The sequence below is a fragment of the Caballeronia calidae genome, from assembly GCF_900044055.2.
Taxonomy (GTDB): Bacteria; Pseudomonadota; Gammaproteobacteria; order Burkholderiales; family Burkholderiaceae; genus Caballeronia; species Caballeronia calidae.
Window position 1 is genome coordinate 167,135 of record NZ_FCOX02000003.1, and the last position, 19,296, is coordinate 186,430.

General features: G+C 64.4%; 16 protein-coding genes and 1 tRNA gene. 12 read left to right on the forward strand and 5 right to left on the reverse strand.

The genetic code is table 11. The features are described from left to right. The first annotated feature begins 142 nt into the window (after positions 1–142). Complete coding sequence (locus AWB78_RS04645; protein ID WP_062602707.1) at positions 143–1,621, forward strand: sensor domain-containing diguanylate cyclase; 1,479 nt, start codon at positions 143–145, stop codon at positions 1,619–1,621. Here AWB78_RS04645 and AWB78_RS04650 read toward each other — a convergent pair whose 3' ends face one another. Then, on the reverse strand, positions 1,622–2,014 hold the full coding sequence (locus tag AWB78_RS04650) for a hypothetical protein (protein WP_096031743.1): 393 nt from the start codon (positions 2,012–2,014) through the stop codon (positions 1,622–1,624). It abuts the gene before it with no gap. Positions 2,015–2,150: 136 nt separating this feature from the next. Between AWB78_RS04650 and AWB78_RS04655 the strand changes: the two genes are divergently transcribed. Further along, complete coding sequence (locus AWB78_RS04655) at positions 2,151–2,831, forward strand: TetR/AcrR family transcriptional regulator (protein WP_062602710.1); 681 nt, start codon at positions 2,151–2,153, stop codon at positions 2,829–2,831. A 71-nt stretch (positions 2,832–2,902) separates the two neighbouring features. On the opposite strand, the gene AWB78_RS04660 is transcribed toward AWB78_RS04655, so the two are convergent. Continuing rightward, complete coding sequence (locus AWB78_RS04660) at positions 2,903–3,760, reverse strand: shikimate dehydrogenase (protein WP_062602712.1); 858 nt, start codon at positions 3,758–3,760, stop codon at positions 2,903–2,905. A 262-nt stretch (positions 3,761–4,022) separates the two neighbouring features. Between AWB78_RS04660 and AWB78_RS04665 the strand changes: the two genes are divergently transcribed. Both AWB78_RS04665 and AWB78_RS46275 read left to right on the forward strand, forming a co-directional pair. Continuing rightward, a complete protein-coding gene (locus AWB78_RS04665) occupies positions 4,023–5,918 on the forward strand; it encodes a bifunctional sugar phosphate isomerase/epimerase/4-hydroxyphenylpyruvate dioxygenase family protein (protein ID WP_062602969.1) in 1,896 nt (631 codons plus the stop codon). Between the two features lie 60 nt (positions 5,919–5,978). Then, the gene (locus tag AWB78_RS46275) at positions 5,979–6,143 is read left to right on the forward strand and encodes a hypothetical protein (protein ID WP_157697408.1); all 165 of its coding nucleotides are present in this window, start codon (positions 5,979–5,981) and stop codon (positions 6,141–6,143) included. A gap of 16 nt (positions 6,144–6,159) precedes the next feature. On the opposite strand, the gene AWB78_RS04670 is transcribed toward AWB78_RS46275, so the two are convergent. Then, positions 6,160–6,471, reverse strand: coding sequence for a hypothetical protein (locus AWB78_RS04670; RefSeq protein WP_062602714.1), 312 nt, complete (start codon positions 6,469–6,471; stop codon positions 6,160–6,162). Between the two features lie 161 nt (positions 6,472–6,632). Between AWB78_RS04670 and AWB78_RS04675 the strand changes: the two genes are divergently transcribed. The 3 genes from AWB78_RS04675 to AWB78_RS04685 all read left to right on the forward strand — a co-directional run bounded on the left by AWB78_RS04675 (position 6,633) and on the right by AWB78_RS04685 (position 8,396). Beyond that, positions 6,633–6,707: transfer RNA gene (locus AWB78_RS04675), tRNA-Arg, on the forward strand. Positions 6,708–6,840: 133 nt separating this feature from the next. Beyond that, entirely contained in the window at positions 6,841–7,644 is an 804-nt protein-coding gene (locus AWB78_RS04680; RefSeq protein ID WP_062602716.1) for a bestrophin-like domain, read from the forward strand. Beyond that, positions 7,644–8,396, forward strand: a complete 753-nt coding sequence (locus AWB78_RS04685) for a class I SAM-dependent DNA methyltransferase (protein WP_062602722.1) — start codon at positions 7,644–7,646, stop codon at positions 8,394–8,396. The genes AWB78_RS04680 and AWB78_RS04685 overlap by 1 nt, the downstream gene beginning before the upstream one ends. Before the next feature lie 53 nt (positions 8,397–8,449). On the opposite strand, the gene AWB78_RS04690 is transcribed toward AWB78_RS04685, so the two are convergent. Continuing rightward, the gene (locus tag AWB78_RS04690; protein WP_041730228.1) at positions 8,450–8,632 is read right to left on the reverse strand and encodes a rubredoxin; all 183 of its coding nucleotides are present in this window, start codon (positions 8,630–8,632) and stop codon (positions 8,450–8,452) included. Positions 8,633–8,880: 248 nt separating this feature from the next. On the opposite strand from AWB78_RS04690, the gene AWB78_RS04695 reads away from it, so the two are divergent. From AWB78_RS04695 to AWB78_RS04715, 5 genes are all read left to right on the forward strand, one after another. Continuing rightward, complete coding sequence (locus tag AWB78_RS04695; protein ID WP_062602724.1) at positions 8,881–9,288, forward strand: DUF4399 domain-containing protein; 408 nt, start codon at positions 8,881–8,883, stop codon at positions 9,286–9,288. A 201-nt stretch (positions 9,289–9,489) separates the two neighbouring features. Beyond that, a complete protein-coding gene (locus tag AWB78_RS04700) occupies positions 9,490–11,424 on the forward strand; it encodes an ATP-binding cassette domain-containing protein (protein ID WP_062602727.1) in 1,935 nt (644 codons plus the stop codon). A 315-nt stretch (positions 11,425–11,739) separates the two neighbouring features. Continuing rightward, a complete protein-coding gene (locus AWB78_RS04705; RefSeq protein ID WP_062602729.1) occupies positions 11,740–13,719 on the forward strand; it encodes a DNA topoisomerase IV subunit B in 1,980 nt (659 codons plus the stop codon). Positions 13,720–13,751: 32 nt separating this feature from the next. Then, on the forward strand, positions 13,752–16,070 hold the full coding sequence (parC, locus tag AWB78_RS04710) for a DNA topoisomerase IV subunit A (protein WP_062602731.1): 2,319 nt from the start codon (positions 13,752–13,754) through the stop codon (positions 16,068–16,070). A gap of 185 nt (positions 16,071–16,255) precedes the next feature. Further along, complete coding sequence (locus AWB78_RS04715; protein WP_062602733.1) at positions 16,256–16,714, forward strand: CopD family protein; 459 nt, start codon at positions 16,256–16,258, stop codon at positions 16,712–16,714. A 9-nt stretch (positions 16,715–16,723) separates the two neighbouring features. Here AWB78_RS04715 and AWB78_RS04720 read toward each other — a convergent pair whose 3' ends face one another. Beyond that, complete coding sequence (locus AWB78_RS04720; protein WP_062602734.1) at positions 16,724–19,135, reverse strand: bifunctional diguanylate cyclase/phosphodiesterase; 2,412 nt, start codon at positions 19,133–19,135, stop codon at positions 16,724–16,726. Positions 19,136–19,296 lie beyond the last annotated feature (161 nt).

Sequence of the window (19,296 nt, forward strand, 5' to 3'; positions counted from 1 at the left end):
AATCGAGTGTAGCATCCGCCCCCGATATCCCGCTGGCGCAAACGTCGCGGCTCAAGGTGCGCAAGAGGCCGATTCGGCCCTGCAAAAATGGCGCGATACAATAATGAGATGAATTCAGCCGGCGCGAGCCGAAAGGACGACCATGCCCAACGACCCGCGCCGCGCTGCCGGTCAATTCATGCCGGCGAGCGTGCCGGAGGACGATGCCGACATGTTCGACCTCGCGCCCGTTTCGCTCTGGCTCGAGGACTTCAGCGCCGTGCGCGAGCAGTTCGAGCGGTGGCGCGCGGCGGGCGTTACCGATCTGCGCGCTTTTCTCGCCGAGGATCCGGCGCGCATCGCGGAATGCTCGACGCGCATTCGCGTCGTGAAGGTCAATCAGCGCACGCTGTCGCTCTTTCATGCGAAGGACGTCGATCATCTCGTGCAGAACCTCGATCGCGTGTTTCGCGACGACATGCTCACCACGCACGTCGACGAGCTGGAGCAGTTGTGGTCCGGCAAGCAGCGCTTCGTGAGCCAGACGGTCAACTACACGCTCGACGGCAAGCGCCTCGACGTGCTGCTGAAGGCGGTCATCCTGCCGGGGCACGAGGACACGTGGAGCCGCGTGCTCGTCACCATCGAGGACATCACCGAACTCGAAGCGATGCGGCGCGCGGCCGCCGCGAGCGAGCTCTATGCGCGCGGCTTGTTCGAGCATTCGCCGGTGTCGCTATGGGTGGAAGATTTCAGTTCCGTGAAGGCGCTGCTCGACGATGTGCGCGAGCGCGGCATCGTCGACTTTCGCACGTTCACGAACGTGCATCCGGAGTTCGTCGAACGATGCATGCAGGAGATTCACGTGCTCGACGTGAATCAGCACACGTTGCGCATGTTCGCCGCGCCCGACAAGGCGACGCTCCTCGCGCGCCTGCCCGACGTGTTCCGCGACGACATGCAGCAGCACTTCCAGGAGCAGCTGATCGATCTGTGGGACGGCCGGCTCTTTCATCAGCGCGAAGTGCTCAACTATTCGCTCGAAGGCAACGAGGTGCATGTGCATCTGCAGTTCTCGGTGTTTCCGGGGCATGAGGCGCGCTGGGATCTCGTGCTCGTCGCGCTGACCGACATCACCGCGCGCAAGAAAGCCGAGGCGTATCTGGAGTTCCTCGGCAAACATGATGTGCTGACGAAGCTGAAGAACCGCTCGTTTTATATCGACGAGATCAATCGCCTGGAGCGCAAGGGTCCGTTCCCGGTGACGGCGATCGCGGTGGACGTGAATGGCCTGAAAGCCGTCAACGATCAGCTCGGCCACGCCGCCGGCGATGCGCTCCTGCGCCGCGCGGGCGAAGTGCTCGGCAAGGCGGTGGAGAAGCCGTTCCAGGCGGCGCGCATCGGCGGCGACGAGTTCATGGTGCTGCTGCCCGGCACCGACGAGCGCGGCGGCGAGACGGTGATCGACAGCATTCGCCAGTTGCTCGAAGTGAACAACCAGTTCTACTCGGGCATGCCGCTATGCTTCGCGATGGGCGCGGCCACCGCCCACGAAGGCGAGCGCCTCGAACCGATGCTCCAACGCGCCGACGCCGCGATGTACGCCGAAAAGCGCGCGCACTACGACGGCAAGAACGCGTGATTACTTCTGCTGCGTGACTTCGTCGATGCCGCGATTGAGCGCGGGGCACGCTTCACCGATTTCCTTCCGATACTCCGCGGGATTGCTCGTCTTCAGCTTCTCGAAGCGGTCCACGGCGGGCTGCGCCTGAGCGAGACCGAGCTTCCATGCGCCGTCGAAATCCGGGGCGTCGGGATAGCTCGTGCGGACGGCATCCTTGAAGCGCGCGACTTTCGCGGCATCGATATGACAGACGTCCGCCGCGCCGCGCGCGATGTTCGCGCTCGTCATCACGCCTTCGGCGGCCATCTGTTGTTTCGGTGACGGATGGCCCGCAGGCGGGGCGGTCTGCGCGGTCGCGGAAAGACAGCATGCAGCGAGAAACGAGGCGGCGAGAAAGTGAGAACGCTTCATGCGGATATGAATTTCGATTTGTCTGCGGGGTAAAAAAATTATAGGTGAAGCCCTCTGTATCGAACGCCTGTTATGGCAAAGATGCGTCGATAGCGCGTGCTAGAATCGATTTTCAATGCCGTTCTCAGACAGAAAAATGAAAAAAGGAAGCAAGGCCGCCAGTGCTGCGCCCTCGTCGACCACAGCAGAAGGGCGGCGCAAGTACGATCCTGAGGAGACCAAGCGGAACATTCTGGACATCGCCACGCAGGAGTTCTCGGCGATGGGCCTGGCCGGGGCGCGCGTCGACGCCATTGCGGAGCGCACCAACACCACGAAGCGCATGCTGTACTACTACTTCGGCAGCAAGGAAGGGCTGTACGAAGCGGTATTGGAGCAGGTCTACGGCGATATCCGCGCACTGGAGCAGGAACTGCAGCTCGCGGAGATGGAGCCGGAAGAAGCGCTGCGCGAATTCGTCGGCTTCACGTTCGACTATCACGACAAGCATCGCGATTTCGTGCGGCTCGTGACGATCGAAAACATTCACGCTGCGAAGTACATCGAACAATCGAAGACCTTCAAGGCGCGCAATTCGACGGTCGTGAAGACCATCGAGGACCTCATCGCGCGCGGTGTCGCGGCGGGCAAGTTTCGCGACGACATCGATCCCATCGATCTCCATCTGATGATCAGCTCGTTCTGCTTTCATCGCGTCGCGAACCGTCATACGTGGGGCGCGGCGTTCGGGCGCGATCCGTCGGGTGCGCGTTCGCGCGCGCGTCATCGCGAGATGATCGTCGATGCGATGCTGCGCTTCATGCGGCGCGACGCCTGATCTTTTCATCGCGCGAATAGCAAAACGGCGACACTCTCACGAGGTCGCCGTTTTTCAGTGCCGTCGATGAATCAGCGTTCCAGCAAGCTCTGGAAGTGCGCGAACATGCGCTCGGCATCCGGCTCGCGTCCCGTGAAGATGCGCAGCGCATCCACCGCCTGACACACGGCCATGCCGCCGCCGCTCACCGTGCGGCAGCCGAGCGCCTTCGCCGCTTTCAGCAGTTCCGTTTCGAGCGGGAAGTAGACGATTTCCGCGACCCACAATTCCTTGTGCAGATGGTCCGCCGGCAGCGGCAGGCCGGGCAGCTTCGCCATGCCGGTCGGCGTCGCGTGGATGAGGCCGCTTGCCGCCGCGAGCGTCTCGCGCAGATCGCCGCCGCTTTTCACGGTGCGATCCGGAAAGCGCGCCGCGAGTTCGGCGGCCAGCGACGCGGCACGCGCGTCGTCGGAATCGAACAGCGTGAGCTCGCGCGCGCCCATCGTGAGCGCCGCATGCGCGACGGCCGCGCCCGCGCCGCCCGCGCCGAGCTGCACGACGCGTTCGAGCGGCGCGCCGGGCAGCTCGCGCTGGAATGCACGCGCGAAGCCCGACCAGTCCGTGTTGTAGCCGATGCGCTTGCCGTCCTTCAGCACCACCGTGTTCACGGCGCCGAGCGCGCGCGCGTCGGGGTCGAGATCATCGAGCAACGGGATCACGCTTTGCTTGCACGGATACGTGATGTTCAGCCCGTCGTAGCCCATGCGCTCGGCCGCGTCGAGCAGATCGGGCAGGGCGGACGGCTCCAGTTCCAGCGCCTGCAGGTCGATACGCCGATACACGTAATTCAGCCCGAGATTGCTGCCTTCCTTTTCGTGCATGGCGGGCGTGAGCGAGCCGCCGATGCCCGATCCGATCAGGCCGATGAGATACGAAGTCTTGTTGGTCATGCGAGCGCTCCGGCATGGATGAGCACTGCATGCTGCAGTGCGAAATTGAGTACGTCGCAGTGTGAACGCACGCGCGAGCCTTGTCGGTTCGTGTTTTCACTAATTTGTACGGTCTAGTTAGTTTGTTATTATCTCGCAGAATGACATGGATTGCGCGCCGCGGTTTTCCGTCCCGATGTGGACGTCCTACACTGGAAGGCACCGCTTTCGATCCATCCCGCGTTCACTGAATTGCAATGAGGAGGCAGCGATGCTGCGTTCAATCCGGACATCCATCGCGACGGTATCCATCAGCGGCACGCTTCCCGAGAAGCTGCAGGCCATCAAGGCGGCCGGTTTCGACGGCGTCGAGATCTTCGAAAACGATCTCGTTTATTTCGACGGCACGCCCGCCGACGTGCGCCGCATGTGCGCCGACCTCGGCCTCGAGATTTACCTGTTCCAGCCCTTCCGCGATTTCGACGGCGTCAGCGCCGAGCGTCTCGCGAGGAACGTCGAGCGCGCGAAGCGCAAGTTCGAGCTGATGCACGAGCTCGGCACGGACCGCATTCTCGTGTGCAGCAACGTGTCGCCGGACACCATCCGCGACGACGCGCTCATCACCGACCAGCTCGGCGTGCTCGCGAACATCGCCCAGGAAGCGGGCGTGATCGTCGCGTATGAAGCGCTCGCGTGGGGCCGTTACGTGAACTCGTACAAGCACGCGTGGAAGCTCGTCGATGCCGTGAATCATCCGAGCCTCGGCCTCGCGCTCGACACGTTCCATACGCTGTCGATCCGCGATTCCGTCGACGAGATCGCGTCGATTCCGGGCGAGCGCATCGCGTTCGTGCAGATCGCCGACGCGCCCCTGCTCGCGATGGACGTGCTCGAATGGAGCCGTCACTATCGCTGCTTTCCGGGGCAGGGCGCGTTCGATGTCGCGGGTTTCACGGCGCGCGTGCTCGAAGCGGGCTACAAGGGTCCGCTGTCGCTCGAAATTTTCAACGACGGCTTTCGCGCCGCGCCTACGACGATCACGGCGGCGGACGGCTATCGTTCGCTGCGTTTCCTCGAAGAGCAGACGCGCGAACTGATGGGCGACAAGGCGCCGCCCGAACTGTTCAACCCGCCGGCGCCGCCGGAGCACATCGGCTTCCAGTTCCTCGAATTCGCCGTCGACGACGCCACGCGCGAGCACGTCGCGCAATGGCTCGGCAGGCTCGGCTTCCGGCTCGCGGGCAAGCACCGCTCGAAGGATGTCGCGCTGTATCGGCATGGCGCGGGTTCGATCGTGCTCAATGCCGAAGGCGATTCCTTCGCCAGCGCGTTCTTTCAGAAGCATGGCCTGTCGTTGTGCGCGTCGGCGTTTCATGTCGACGATGCGAAACAGGCGTTCGAACGCGCCGCGGCGTACGGCTCGAAGCCGTTTTCGGGGCGCGTCGGCCCGAACGAGCGCGTGGTGCCGGGCGTGCAGTCGCCCGACGGCAGTCTCGACTATTTCGTCGACGAAGCGCCCGGCGCGCCGACGCTGTGGGAATCGGATTTCATCCTGACCGACATCGACGGGCCATACGAAGTCGGACCGCTTTCGCGCATCGATCACGTGTGTCTGTCGCTGCCCGCCGATGCGCTCGATACGTGGGTGCTGTTCTTCCGCAGCGCGTTCGGCTTCGAAACGGAGGCCGCCGTGCTCGTGCCCGATCCGTACGGTCTCGTGCGCAGCCGCGCCGTGAGAAGCCGCGACGGCTCGGTGCGCATCGCGCTGAACGCGTCGATGGACCGCTATACGGCGGTGTCGGAATCGCTGTCGACGTATCGCGGCTCGGGATTGAATCACGTCGCGTTCAGCACGCCCGATATCTTCGATGCGATTCCGCGCCTCGAAGCCGACGGCGTGAAGTTCCTGCGCATCCCGCGCAATTACTACGATGATCTCGTCGCGCGCTTTGGCCTGCCGGACGAGCTGATCGACACGATGCACGAGCACAACATCCTCTACGATCGCGACGAGCGCGGCGGCGAGTTCTTCCACGCGTACACGGAGCAGCTCGATCAGCGCTTCTTCCTGGAGGTGATCGAGCGGCGCGGCGGTTACGACGGCTACGGCGCGGCCAACGCGGCGGTGCGGCTCGCGGCGCATGCGCAACAGCAGCAGCGCGCGCGTCGGGCGGCGTGAGATCGGCCGGTACGTAGCCTAGAATTCAGACATGGCGGGAACAAAAAGCGGGAGGGCGCCATGTGGGATTTTTCGAGCATATTCGTCGGGCTCGCGTGCCTCGCGACGATCGTCATCGTGCTGCTCGCGCAGGATTGGCGCGACGAGCATCGCAAGCGCGTGGCGGCGCGCGGTCATGCGCAACGTCATCCGCTGCGCGAATGGTGGCTGCGGCATCGGCATTGAAGCCGGCCCGAAGGCTTCAGGGCGCTTCGCCGCCCGCTGCGGCGATGGGTGCGTCGTCATCGTCATCGTCGGCGGCGGCGCGGCTATTGGCTTCGAACGCATCGAGATGCAGATACAGCCGATGCACGGTCTGAAGCTGCGTGTGCGAGAGATGTGACCGGCGCGTGATGGCTGCGAGCCGCTCGCGCCAGTACGATGGCGGCAGCAATGGACCGCCTAGATCGCATGACAACGAGCGACGCAGCACCCGTTCGAGGTGCGTCAAGTCCTGGTCCGCCAGCAGTGCCGAAAACGCGCCCTGCGGCTTGATATCGGGGATGTGGTCCATTATTCCGATGGCGGCGGGGTTCGGCGAAACTTGATAGGTACAAACCCTGTCTTTTCATTGTTTCCCGAAAGCCCGAGTTTCTTCACGCCGAAGCCGATACCGTCGATAGCGTTTGCTATACTCTGCGCTCGCTCGCCGACGCATCGGCGACGCGCGGTCCGCTCCCCGTAGTTCAATGGATAGAACGAGTGCCTCCTAAGCGCTAGATGCAGGTTCGATTCCTGCCGGGGGGACCAAGGATTCCCGCACGCCGCCCATCGCGGCCCGTCTTCTTTTCTTCTCCCCCCGCACACGGCCCGCGTTGAACCGCAAGCCGTTTCCCGCCGATAATGCGACCACTTAAGACTCGCCGTCACGGCCCACGCGCCCATGACCGAAATCCAGTCCGCGGTGTTCGTCTTCATCCTTCTGCTCGCCAGCACGGGTCTCGGCGCGATCGTGCGGCCGCTCCTGCCCGAGGAGCACAAGGCGCAGGAAACGGTGCAACTCGTCCAATTGGTTGTCGGCATGCTCGTGACATTCGCGGCGCTCGTGCTCGGTCTTCTGACCGCATCGGCGAAAACGAGCTTCGATACCACCAATAGCGACGTGCGCAGCTACGCGACCGCGCTCATCGAGCTCGACCGCGCAATGCGCGACTATGGCGCCGAGCTCGATCCCGTGCGCGCGCTCCTGCGCTCGTACACGGCGGCGGCGATCGCGAGCACGTGGCCGCACGAGCCGCGTCCGCCGGGCGATGACTATCCGAACGTCGAGCCGTCGAAAGGAAAAGCGGACAACCTCGCGAGCATCAGGCTCGGCGCGATGCTGAACCAGGGACAGCACGCCGTACGCATGCTCGATCCGCGCGACGACTATCACCGCCAGCTCGCCAGGGACAGCGCCGCGCGCTTCGAGCAGCTGATCGCGCTGCGCTGGAAGCTGATCGAGGAGGCGCACGGGTCGATCGCTTATCCGTTCGACCGGATTCTCGTCGGATGGCTGCTCATCATCTTCCTGTGCTTCGGGCTGATCGCGCCGCGCAACGCGCTCTCGCTCGTGACGATCATGCTCGGCGCGCTGTCGATCGCCTCGGCCGTGCTCGTGATCCTCGATCTCGACACGCCCTTCACCGGCCCGATCATGATCGGCAGCCAGCCCATGCGCGACGCGCTCGCGTATCAGAGCCGCTGATGCACTACGACGATTCGCGCCTCGTCGCGCTTTACGACGCACTCAATCCCTTCGCCGCCGATACCGCGTTCTATCTGGCGCTGGCGCAACCGGCGCGGCATGTCGTCGATCTCGGCTGCGGCACGGGACTCTTCGCGTGCGAACTGGCGAAGCGCGGCCAGAGCGTGACGGGCATCGATCCGTCGGCGACGATGCTGCGCGTCGCGCGCTCGCGTCCGTATGGCAACGAGGTGACGTGGATCGAAGGCGATGCGAGCGCGCTGCCGTTCGTCGGCGCGGCGGATCTGCTCGTGATGACGGGACACGTCGCGCAGGTCTTCATCGACGATGCATCGTTGCTCGCGACGCTCACGGCCGCCCGTCGCGCGCTGCGGCCCGGCGGCGCGATCGCGTTCGAAAGCCGCAATCCGGCGGCGCGCGCGTGGCAGAACTGGACGCCCGAGGGTTCGGCAAGACGCATCGAAGCGCCGGACGGAAGGACGGTCGAAGTGTGGCAGGAACTGCACGCGGAACCCGATCCGCTCGCGACCGGGCGCGTCGCGTTCACGACGCACTATCGATTCATGCCGAAGCCCGGGACCGACATCGCCGAAGAAACGCTGAGCGCGCAAAGCGAGTTGCGCTTTCGCGCGCAAGACGAGCTGACGCGCCTGCTGACGAAAGCGGGTTTCGCGCGTATCGACTGGTACGGAGACTGGGATCGCGCGCCGGTGGATGAGACGAGCCGCGAGCTGATCGCGGTGGCGCGCTGAAATCCGAAGCTGTAGACGAAGCCAAAGCCGCCGCGCGGACGCGGCAGCGCGAATCAGAACTCGACGACGACGAAATCGGCCTTGCCCACGTCGCACAGCGGGCAGCGCCAGTCGGCGGGGATGTCGTCGAAACGGGTGCCGGCGGCGATGCCTTCGTCCGGCAGGCCTTCTTCCTCGTTGTAGATCCAGCCGCAAATCAGACAGACCCAGCTTTTGTATTCGATGACTTCGCTCACGACAGACTCTTGATTCGAAAGGAATAAACGGACGGCGTGCGGCTTTCGGGACGCGCGGCGCGGCGACCCGGCATCTTACAGGAATCGGCGCCGGCGTTCCCCGATCGCGCCGCCAAGCGCGACGCCGTGCCGCATTGCGTGATCCGCAGGATCGTACGGATACGCCGTCGCGAAAGCCCGGTGTATGCTTTTCGGGGCTCCGGCGCCGACTTCGCGCCAACGACCGGTTTCACAACATGGAGAGAACGATGAACAAAAAGCTCTTGGGCGCGATGCTGACTGGCGCAATCCTGCTCACGCAATACGCCGGCGCGGCGCATGCGCAGGCGCGCGTCTATTTCATCGAGCCGAAGGACGGCGCGACGGTGACGAGCCCCGTGCACGTGAAATTCGGCGTCGACGGGATGTCGGTGGCGCCTGCGGGCACGATGACCGATGGCACCGGCCATCACCATCTGCTGATCGATAGCAAGCCGCTACCGAAGGGCACGGTGATTCCGGCGAACGACACGTCGCTGCACTTCGGCAAGGGCCAGACCGAAGCCGACGTGAAGCTGCCGCCCGGCGATCACACGCTGACGATGCAGTTCGGCGACGGCGCGCATCGCTCCTACGGGCCGGACATGGCGCAGACGATCAAGGTGCACGTCAAGTAACGGCGCATCGCACGCAGGACAGGGCCGCCGCGGATCGCTCCGGGCGGCCTTTTTGCTTGTATGAGGACGGACGCCGCCGCGCGCGCCGTCTTGTCCGTTCGGCCGATGCGAGGCGCCACACGCGCTGCGCCCGGTACAATGGGCGCTTCCATCGGTTGTCGTGTTCGTCGCCGATTCAATCGCTATTCATCCGGTTTTCCCATGTCGCTTTATTCCATTTCGGACGCGCAGCTCGCGTTCGGCCACGTCGCATTGCTCGACCACGCCGACTTCTCGCTCGAAGCGGGCGAGCGTGTCGGGCTGATCGGCCGCAACGGCGCCGGCAAGTCGTCGCTGCTGAAGATCGTCGCGGGTCTTGCCGCGGCCGATGACGGGCTCGTCACGCGCCAGAGCGAGCTCACGACCGTCTATGTGCCGCAGGAGCCCGAGTTCGATCTCGACGCCACCGTGTTCGATGTCGTCGCCTCCGGTCTTACCGATGCCCGCGCGCTGCTCGACGAATACGACGCGGTCGCGCACGCGCTCGCGGACACGCCCGAGGGCGCGAAGCACGACGAACTGCTCGCGCGCATGAACGCGCTGCAATCGGCGCTCGATACGCGCGATGCGTGGAACTGGCGCACGCGCGTCGCGACGACGCTCGCGCAGATCGGCCTCGACGGCGACGCGCGCACGGGCGCGTTGTCGGGCGGCATGAAGAAACGCGTCGCACTGGCGCGCGCGCTCGTCGTGCAGCCGGACGTGCTGCTGCTCGACGAGCCGACCAACCATCTCGACTTCGAAGGCATTCGCTGGCTGGAAGATCTGCTCGTCACGTTGCGCTCCGGCCTGCTCTTCATCACGCACGATCGCGCGTTTCTCGATCGCGTGGCGACGCGCATCGTCGAACTGGATCGCGGGCGTCTGCTGTCGTATCCGGGCAATTTCAGCGCGTATCAGACGAGAAAGGCGCAGCAACTCGAAGTCGAGAAAATCGAACAGGAGAAGTTCGACAAGCTGCTCGCGCAGGAGGAAGTGTGGATTCGCAAGGGCGTCGAGGCGCGGCGCACGCGCAGTGTCGGGCGCATCGCGCGGCTCGTCGAGATGCGCAACGAACGCGCCGAGCGTCGCAACGTGCAGGGCAACGTGAAGCTCGATGTCGGCCAGGGCGAGAAGTCCGGCAAGATCGTCGCGGAGCTGACCGACGTGACCAAGCGCTACGGCGAGCGCACGATCGTCGACCGCTTCACGGCGACTGTCATGCGCGGCGACAAGATCGGTTTCGTCGGCCCGAACGGCGCGGGCAAGACCACGCTCCTCAAGCTCATTCTCGGCGAACTGCGGCCCGATGAAGGAAGCGTGCGCACCGGCACCAACATCCAGGCCGCGTATTTCGATCAGATGCGCGCGCAGCTCGATCTCGACAAGTCGCTCGCGGACACCATCAGCCCGGGCAGCGAATGGGTCGAAGTGAACGGCGTGAAGAAGCACGTGATGAGCTATCTCGGCGACTTCCTGTTCGCGCCGGAGCGCGCGCGCTCGCCGGTGCGCTCGCTGTCGGGCGGCGAGCGCAATCGCCTGCTGCTCGCGCGTCTCTTCGCGCGTCCCGCGAACGTGCTCGTGCTCGACGAGCCGACCAACGATCTCGACATTCCCACGCTCGAACTGCTCGAAGAACTGCTCGCCGATTACGACGGCACCGTGTTGCTCGTGAGCCACGACCGCGCATTCCTCGATAACGTCGTGACCTCGGTGTTCGCGGCCGAAGGCGGCGGCAAGTGGCGCGAGTATGTCGGCGGCTTCTCGGACTGGCAGATTCAGCGCGAACGTTCGGAGCGCATCGCGGAGGAAGCGGCGCGTCAGAGCGCGAAGGAAACGCCGAAGGAAGAGGCGCCCAAGGAAAGCGCCGCCGGGCGCAATGCGCAGCGCACCGTGAAGCTGTCCTTCAAGGAGCAGCGCGAACTGGAGGCGCTGCCGGGGCGTATCGCCGAGCTCGAAGAGGAGCAGAAGACCATCGGCGCGCAACTCGAAGACGGTTCCATCTTCGCGAAGGATGCGAAGGAAGGCGCGCGTCTTTCGGAGCGGCACGCGGCGATCGAAGAGGAATTGCTCGTCGCGCTCGAGCGCTGGGAAGAGCTGGAAGCGAAGCGCAAGTAAGCGCTTTTGCGGGCCGCGCGCGTGTCGATTGCGTGAACGCGAATCATGCATGTGAAGCGAGTTTTGACGCGCCGAGGTGGGCGCGGCGAGCGAAAACCGCTATTCTCCTAGCGCGGCTCGGATCGGCGGGCGGTTTTCCGCCTCGCTCATCAGGCATCCGGCCAGGCATATTCATCAAGCATTCGCCGGCCTATCGGGCGTTGCGTTGTGGCATTTCCCCGCGAGCGCGCCCGAGAGCCGGATCAACGTTCAACTATGTCCACGAAAAAATCCAGCGCAATGGCGACAGGAACGGAACGAGGCAAACGCCCTGTCATGAACGCCAAGGCAGCCGGCTACAGCGAAGCATCGATCAAGGTGCTCAAGGGCCTGGAGCCGGTCAAGCAGCGGCCCGGCATGTACACGCGGACCGAGAATCCGCTGCACATCATTCAGGAAGTGATCGACAACGCCTCCGACGAAGCGCTCGGCGGCTACGGCAAGCAGATCACGGTCACGCTGCATAACGACAACTCCGTGTCCGTCGAGGACGACGGCCGCGGCATTCCGTTCGGCCTGCATCCGGAAGAGGGCGTGCCGGTCGTCGAGATCGTGTTTACGCGGCTGCACGCGGGCGGCAAGTTCGATAAAGCCGCGGGCGGCGCCTATACGTTTTCGGGCGGTCTGCACGGCGTCGGCGTATCGGTGACGAACGCGCTCGCGACGCGTCTCGAAGTGACCGTCTGGCGCGACAACAAGGTCGCGCAGCTCGCGTTCTCCAACGGCGATGTCGTCGAGGAACTCACGACGCGCGCCGCCGAGCGCGGCGCGAAGAAAAGCGGCACGCGCGTGCGCGCATGGCCGAATCCGAAGTACTTCGATTCCGCGAATCTGCCGCTCGGCGAACTGCAGCGGCTCCTGCGCTCGAAGGCCGTGCTGCTGCCGGGCGTCGAAGTGGTGCTCGTCATCGAGAAAACGGGCGAGCGTCAGACGTGGAAGTACGAAGACGGCCTGCGCGGCTATCTGCTCGAAGGCATGGGCGGCAGCGAACTGCTGATTCCCTTGTTCGAAGGCGAGCGCTACGCCGAAAGCTCGAAAAACACCGAGGAAACCTTCGCGGAAGGCGAGGGCGCATCGTGGGTCGTCGCGTGGAGCGAGGAAGGCACGCTCCTGCGTGAATCCTATGTGAACCTCATCCCGACGCCCGCGGGCGGCACGCACGAATCCGGCCTGCGCGACGGCCTCTTTCAGGCGGTGAAGAACTTCGTCGAGATTCACAATCTGCAGCCGAAGGGCGTGAAGCTGCTCGCGGAAGACGTGTTCGCGCGCGTGTCGTTCGTGCTGTCGGCGAAGGTGCTCGACCCGCAGTTCCAGGGGCAGATCAAGGAACGCCTCAATAGCCGCGACGCGGTGAAGCTCGTGTCGTCGTTCTCGCGGCCGGCGTTGGAGTTGTGGCTGAATCAGCACGTCGAATATGGCAAGAAGCTCGCGGAACTCGTGATCCGTCAGGCGCAGGCACGCACGCGCGCCGGCCAGAAGATCGAGAAGAAAAAGAGTTCGGGCGTGGCCGTGCTGCCAGGCAAGCTGACCGATTGCGAATCGACCGATATCGCGCGCAACGAGCTCTTTCTCGTCGAGGGCGATTCGGCGGGCGGCTCCGCGAAAATGGGCCGCGACAAGGAGTTCCAGGCCATCCTTCCGCTGCGCGGCAAGGTCCTGAACACGTGGGAAACCGAGCGCGACCGGCTCTTCGCGAACAACGAAGTGCATGACATCGCGGTGGCGATCGGCGTCGATCCGCATGGTCCCGACGATCAGATCGATCTGTCGAACCTGCGCTACGGCAAGATCTGCATTCTTTCCGATGCCGACGTCGACGGCGCGCACATCCAGGTTCTTCTGCTCACGCTCTTCTTCAAGCATTTCCCGCAACTGATCGAGCGCGGCCATGTGTGCGTCGCGCGCCCGCCGCTCTTTCGCGTCGATGCCCCCGCGCGCGGCAAGAAGCCCGCGCAGAAGCTCTATGCGCTCGACGAAGGCGAGCTCGAAGCGATCCTCGACAAGCTGCGCAAGGACGGCGTGCGCGAAACGGCGTGGACCATCAGCCGCTTCAAGGGTCTCGGCGAAATGAGCGCGGAACAACTCTGGGACACGACGATGAACCCCGACACGCGCCGCCTTCTCCCGGTGAGTCTCGGCGATCTCGGCTTCGATCTCACGGTGTCGCGCATGACGATGCTGATGGGCAAGGGCGAAGCGGCATCGCGCCGAAGCTGGCTCGAAGAGAAGGGCAACGAAGTCGAAGCGGACATTTGAGCTCGACTTAAGCAACGCACAACGGATATTCGATGGGAATCACAGACGATCTCTTCGCCGAACAGACCGCACCGGACGGCGAACAACTCACGCTCGGCGATTACGCCGAACGGGCTTATCTCGACTACGCGGTGAGCGTGGTGAAGGGCCGCGCGCTGCCCGATGTCTGCGACGGACAAAAGCCCGTGCAGCGCCGCATTCTCTACGCGATGAGCGAGATGGGCCTCGCATCCAACGCGAAGCCGGTGAAGTCGGCGCGCGTGGTCGGCGATGTGCTGGGCAAATATCACCCGCACGGCGACCAGTCGGCGTACGACGCGCTCGTGCGTCTCGCGCAGGACTTTTCGATGCGCTATCCGCTCATCGACGGTCAGGGCAACTTCGGCTCGCGCGACGGCGACGGCGCCGCGGCCATGCGCTATACGGAAGCGCGCCTCACGCCGATCGCGCGCTTGCTGCTCGATGAAATCGATCAGGGCACCGTCGATTTCATGCCGAACTACGACGGCTCGTTCGAAGAGCCGAAGCTCTTGCCCGCGCGTCTGCCGTTCCTGCTGCTGAACGGCGCGTCGGGCATCGCGGTGGGTCTCGCGACAGAAATTCCGTCGCACAATCTGCGCGAAGTCGCGACGGCCGCCGTCGCGATGATCCGCGATCCGAAGATCGGCCACGCCGGTCTGATGGAAAAGCTGCCCGGGCCGGATTTCCCCGGCGGCGGCCAGATCATCTCGTCGCCTGCGGAAATCTCGGCGGCGTACGAGACCGGCCGCGGCAGCCTGAAGGTGCGCGCGCGCTGGAAGATCGAGGAGCTCGCGCGCGGTCAGTGGCAGGTCGTCATCACGGAATTGCCGCCGGGCGTGTCGAGCCAGAAGGTGCTCGAGGAAATCGAGGAACTCACCAATCCGAAGATCAAGCTCGGCAAGAAGACGCTCACGCCCGAGCAGGTCCAGACCAAGCAGACGCTGCTCGGCCTGCTCGACGCCGTGCGCGACGAGTCCGGCAAGGATGCGCCCGTGCGTCTCGTGTTCGAGCCGAAGTCGAGCCGCATCGATCAGACCGAGTTCGTCAACTCGCTGCTCGCGCATACGAGCCTCGAATCGAACGCGACGATCAACCTCGTGATGATCGGCGCGGATGGGCGTCCGCGTCAGAAGGGCATCGTCGAAATCCTGCACGAGTGGGTCGGCTTCCGCTTCGTGACGGTCACGCGGCGCACGCAGCATCGCCTCGGCAAGGTGAACGACCGCATCCATATTCTCGAAGGGCGAATGATCGTCTTCCTGAATATCGATGAAGTCATTCGCATCATCCGCGAGTCCGAGGAGCCGAAGCAGGCGCTGATCGAGCGCTTCAATCTCTCCGACCGGCAGGCAGAGGACATCCTCGAAATCCGGCTGCGTCAGTTGGCGCGGCTGGAGGCGATCAAGATCGAGCAGGAGCTGTCCGATCTGCGCGACGAAAAGACGAAGCTCGAAGAGCTGCTCAATAGCGATGCCGCGATGAAGCGTCTGCTCATCAAGGAAATCGAGGCCGACGCGAAGCAGTTCGGCGACGATCGCCGCACGCTGATCCAGCAGGCCACGCGCGCGACGTTCGAGGCGCGTGTCGTCGACGAGCCGGTGACGGTCGTCGTGTCGCAGAAGGGCTGGGTGCGCGCGCTGAAGGGCCACGGGCTCGATCCGGCGGGCTTCACGTTCAAGCAGGGCGACGGGCTCTATGCCGCGTTCCAGGCGCGCACGCCGGATTCGCTCGTCGCGTGGGGCAGCAAGGGGCGCGTGTACTCGGTGCCGGTCGCGGCGCTGCCGGGCGGGCGCGGCGATGGCGTGCCGGTGACGTCACTGATCGAACTCGAATCGGGCACGCATCTGCTGCATTACTTCGCAGCGAATGCTGAGCAGCAACTGCTGCTTGCATCGAGCAATGGTTTCGGGTTCGTCGCGAAGCTGGGCGATCTCATCAGCCGCCAGAAGGCCGGCAAGGCGTTCATGACGATCGACGAAGGCTGCGCGCCGCTCGCGCCGATGCCTGTCGTGCCCGGCGCGACCTATGTGGCATGCCTGTCGAGCACGGGGCGTCTGCTCGTGTTCGGCATGGACGAGATGAAGACGCTGTCGGGCGGCGGGCGGGGTGTCATTCTGATGGGGCTCGATCCGAAGGAGACGCTGCGCCAGGCGCTCGCCATCGATACGCGCGGTGTCGTGATGATCGGCACCGGGCGTGGCGGGAAGGTGAAGGACGAGAAGCTCGCGGGCTCGCAGTTGCAACTGCATCTGGGCAAGCGCGCGAGGAAGGGACGTGCGCCGGATTCGTCGTTGAAGGTGACGGATTTGCGGCCGGTGTTTGAGGAGTGACGCTCAATGCGCCGTGACGCGATGCCGATATAAGGTCATCGCGTGCGGGAATCATCGAGAAACGCCTCGTCGCGATCATGCGGCGAGGCGTTTCTTTTTGTGTTTATCGTGAGCGGCTGGAACTGACGCGCCGAGTCTTAGTCGAACGCCCAAACTTTAGTCAACGAAGTCAGCTCGGGAACACAATGAACAAAGCCATCGAAGCGGCGCTCTTTCTGCATCTGCTCGGCGTAGCGGTTTGGATAGGCGGCATGGTCTTCGCGCATTTCTGCTTGCGTCCCGCGCTCGGCGATCTCACGCCGCAACTGCGTCTGCCGCTGTGGGAGTCGGTTTTCGCGCGCTTCTTCAACTGGGTGGCGGGCGCGGTGCTCGTGATCCTGCTCACCGGCGGCTTCCTGCTGATGCAGTTCGGCGGCGGTCACGCCGCCTGGCCGCTGCACGCGATGGCCGGGCTCGGCATCGTGATGATGCTGATCTTCGGGCATATCCGTTTCGCCGTGTTTCCGCGCATCCGCCGCGCGGTGCAGGCGCAGAACTGGCCCGACGGGGCGAGAGCGGTGGGAACCGTGCGACGCCTCGTCGTGATCAATCTCGTGCTCGGCGTGGTGACGATCGGCACGGCTGTCCTGTCACGCGGGCTCTGAACGTCTGAATCAGCCGCCGCGCTCATCGGTGAGCGCGGCGTCCTTGCGCGATCGCGGCGACTGCCCGCGCGGCCATCCGCACACACCGAAGCGATCGAGCAGCGCCTGCACGCCGTCCGCCGGCACGGGCCGCGAGAACAGGAAGCCCTGCGCTTCCACAGGTCCGAGCGCGGCGAGCCACGAAATCTGCTCCTCCCGCTCCGTGCCTTCCACGACGACCGTCAGCCCCAGCGAGCGCGCCAGATTGACGATCGCGGACACCATCACGCACACGCTGCGGTCTTCGGGAATCGCCTGGATGAACGAGCGATCCACCTTGAGGGTATCGACCGAAAAGCGGTTCAGATACGACAGCGACGAGTACCCCGTGCCGAAGTCATCGAGCGCGATGCGCACGCCCAGCCGCTTCAGCGCGATGATCTTCTCCTGCACGAGCTCCGGATATTCGACCATCACCGTTTCGGTGATTTCGAGCTCGAGCTTGTCGGGCGGAATGCCGCTCGCCTCGATCGCGCGCGCGACCGTCTCCAGCAAGTCGCCGCGCCAGAACTGCACGGCCGAGATGTTCACCGCGAGCGAGAGTCCGGTGTAACCATCGCGCTGCCACTGCGCGAGCTGCATGCACGCGGTATGAATCACGAAATCGCCGACCGCCACGATCAGCCCGGTCGATTCCGCCACAGGAATGAACTCGTTCGCCGGAATGAGCCCGTGCTGCGGATGATTCCAGCGCACGAGCGCCTCGAAGCCGGTGATGCAGCGGCGCGTCAGATCGATCTTCGGCTGATAGACGAGGAAAAGCTGCTGCTCGGTCAGCGCGACGCGCAGTTGCTGCTCCCACTTCATCAGATGATCCGCGCGATGCGACAAATGCGGCGAATAGAACTGATAGCAGTTCCGGCCGGCGTCTTTCGCGCTGTACATCGCGAGGTCGGCTTTTTTCAGCAGGTCGATCTCGCTTTCGTTCGACACCGAGAAGAGCGCAATGCCGATGCTCGCATGCAGCACGAACGCGCTGCCGCGCACGTCGAAGGGCGTGGCGAACATCGTCGCGATATCGTTGGCGAGCGTCACGGCGCGCTGCTCGACATCGTCGCCCTTCACCACGACGACGAACTCGTCGCCGCCGATGCGCGAGAGCGTGCCGCTCTGCCCGACCGTCTCCGCGAGCCGCGAGGCCGTCATCTGCAGAACGATGTCGCCGGCGTTGTGACCGAGCGTGTCGTTCACCGTCTTGAAGTTGTCGAGGTCGATGAAAAGCAGCGCGAGCCGTCCGATGTTCTCCGGTTGCGCCACGTCGTGCCTGAGCGCGCGCAGCGTCGAATAGCGGTTGCGCAGCCCGGTGAGCAGGTCGTACTCGACGAGATGCGTCATCTCGCGCTCGCGCCCGAGCAGCTTGCCGATCAGACCCGTCGCCACCGCGAAGAAGCCGAGCATGGCGAGCGAGATGAAGACCGCCATCAAAAGATAAACGTTGCGCGTGTGGTTGTAATCGGTCATCTCCTCGCGTTCGGAGAGGCCGACGAGCACGCCGAGCGGATAGCCGTCGATATGCCGGTACGACACGATGCGCTTCACGTGATCGATCGGATCGACATAGATGCCCGACGCGTGATCCGTCGTCGGATACACGCCGCTCGCGCTGAACTCCCCGTGCGCGTGCTCGCCCGATGCGTTGCGGGCAGCGCTGCCTTTCGCCACCGCATGGGCCGCGGCGTTCTCCGCGAGGTTGCCGCCCGTGCTGCGCGCGAGCACGGCGCCGTTGTCGGACACCACGGCGATGACGCCTTCATGACCGATCGACGCGACGTTGTAGAAGTCGCTCGTGAAGTAGGCCGGATTCTCCGACACGACCACGACGCCCGCGAACGAGCCGTCCGGATGATTGAGCCGCCGCGTGATCTGCAGCGTCCAGAGCCCCGACACGCGCCCGCGCACGGGGCGGCTGATGTAAAGCAGGTCGTCGTTGGAGTGCGCATGGACCTTGTAGTGCTCGCGATCGGACAGGTCGATGGGTTTCGGATGCGGGTCCGACGTATTCGCGACGAGCGTGCCGTATTCGTCGATCAGCGACACTTGCACGAGCGTGTCGCTCTGCACGACGCCTTTCTCGACGGTGGCGATCAGATCGAAGTTGTCGGGCGACTTCTCGTACTCGTATTTGACGAAGCGCGTGATCTGGTCGACCTGATGAATCGCCTTGATGGTGTGCTGTTCGAGCGCCGACGAGAGAATGGCGGCGGAGGCCATCGATTCATGCGTGGTCGCCTCGCGCTCGACGGAGAGCCGCGCAAAGATCACTGCCCACAGGAGCGCGAGCACGAACGTGCCGAGCACGGGAATGGCGAGCAACGCGCGCCGGCGCCGCGCGGACGGCGCGCCGAGAACGGTGTCGAAGGCGTGCGAGCGGGGATGCTTCATGGCGCGTTCCGGCGCACTGGATCGCGTAGCGCGTGACGTGCTGCGAACTGCGCGAATGGGATGAAGCGATGCATGTCGTGAGGCGTTCGGCCGAAACGAGTGAATATACCGTGCGAGGCGCGCAGCGGATGGTCGGTGGAGGGTCTGTCCGGGGTTCGATC

Excerpts from the sequence above, each read along its gene's own strand:
- AWB78_RS04645 (WP_062602707.1), top strand. The coding sequence starts at position 143 with ATGCCCAACGACCCGCGCCGCGCTGCCGGTCAATTCATGCCGGCGAGC.
- AWB78_RS04650 (WP_096031743.1), bottom strand. The coding sequence starts at position 2,014 with ATGAAGCGTTCTCACTTTCTCGCCGCCTCGTTTCTCGCTGCATGCTGT.
- AWB78_RS04655 (WP_062602710.1), top strand. The coding sequence starts at position 2,151 with ATGAAAAAAGGAAGCAAGGCCGCCAGTGCTGCGCCCTCGTCGACCACA.
- AWB78_RS04660 (WP_062602712.1), bottom strand. The coding sequence starts at position 3,760 with ATGACCAACAAGACTTCGTATCTCATCGGCCTGATCGGATCGGGCATC.
- AWB78_RS46275 (WP_157697408.1), top strand. The coding sequence starts at position 5,979 with ATGTGGGATTTTTCGAGCATATTCGTCGGGCTCGCGTGCCTCGCGACG.
- AWB78_RS04670 (WP_062602714.1), bottom strand. The coding sequence starts at position 6,471 with ATGGACCACATCCCCGATATCAAGCCGCAGGGCGCGTTTTCGGCACTG.
- AWB78_RS04680 (WP_062602716.1), top strand. The coding sequence starts at position 6,841 with ATGACCGAAATCCAGTCCGCGGTGTTCGTCTTCATCCTTCTGCTCGCC.
- AWB78_RS04685 (WP_062602722.1), top strand. The coding sequence starts at position 7,644 with ATGCACTACGACGATTCGCGCCTCGTCGCGCTTTACGACGCACTCAAT.
- AWB78_RS04695 (WP_062602724.1), top strand. The coding sequence starts at position 8,881 with ATGAACAAAAAGCTCTTGGGCGCGATGCTGACTGGCGCAATCCTGCTC.
- AWB78_RS04700 (WP_062602727.1), top strand. The coding sequence starts at position 9,490 with ATGTCGCTTTATTCCATTTCGGACGCGCAGCTCGCGTTCGGCCACGTC.
- AWB78_RS04705 (WP_062602729.1), top strand. The coding sequence starts at position 11,740 with ATGAACGCCAAGGCAGCCGGCTACAGCGAAGCATCGATCAAGGTGCTC.
- parC (WP_062602731.1), top strand. The coding sequence starts at position 13,752 with ATGGGAATCACAGACGATCTCTTCGCCGAACAGACCGCACCGGACGGC.
- AWB78_RS04715 (WP_062602733.1), top strand. The coding sequence starts at position 16,256 with ATGAACAAAGCCATCGAAGCGGCGCTCTTTCTGCATCTGCTCGGCGTA.
- AWB78_RS04720 (WP_062602734.1), bottom strand. The coding sequence starts at position 19,135 with ATGAAGCATCCCCGCTCGCACGCCTTCGACACCGTTCTCGGCGCGCCG.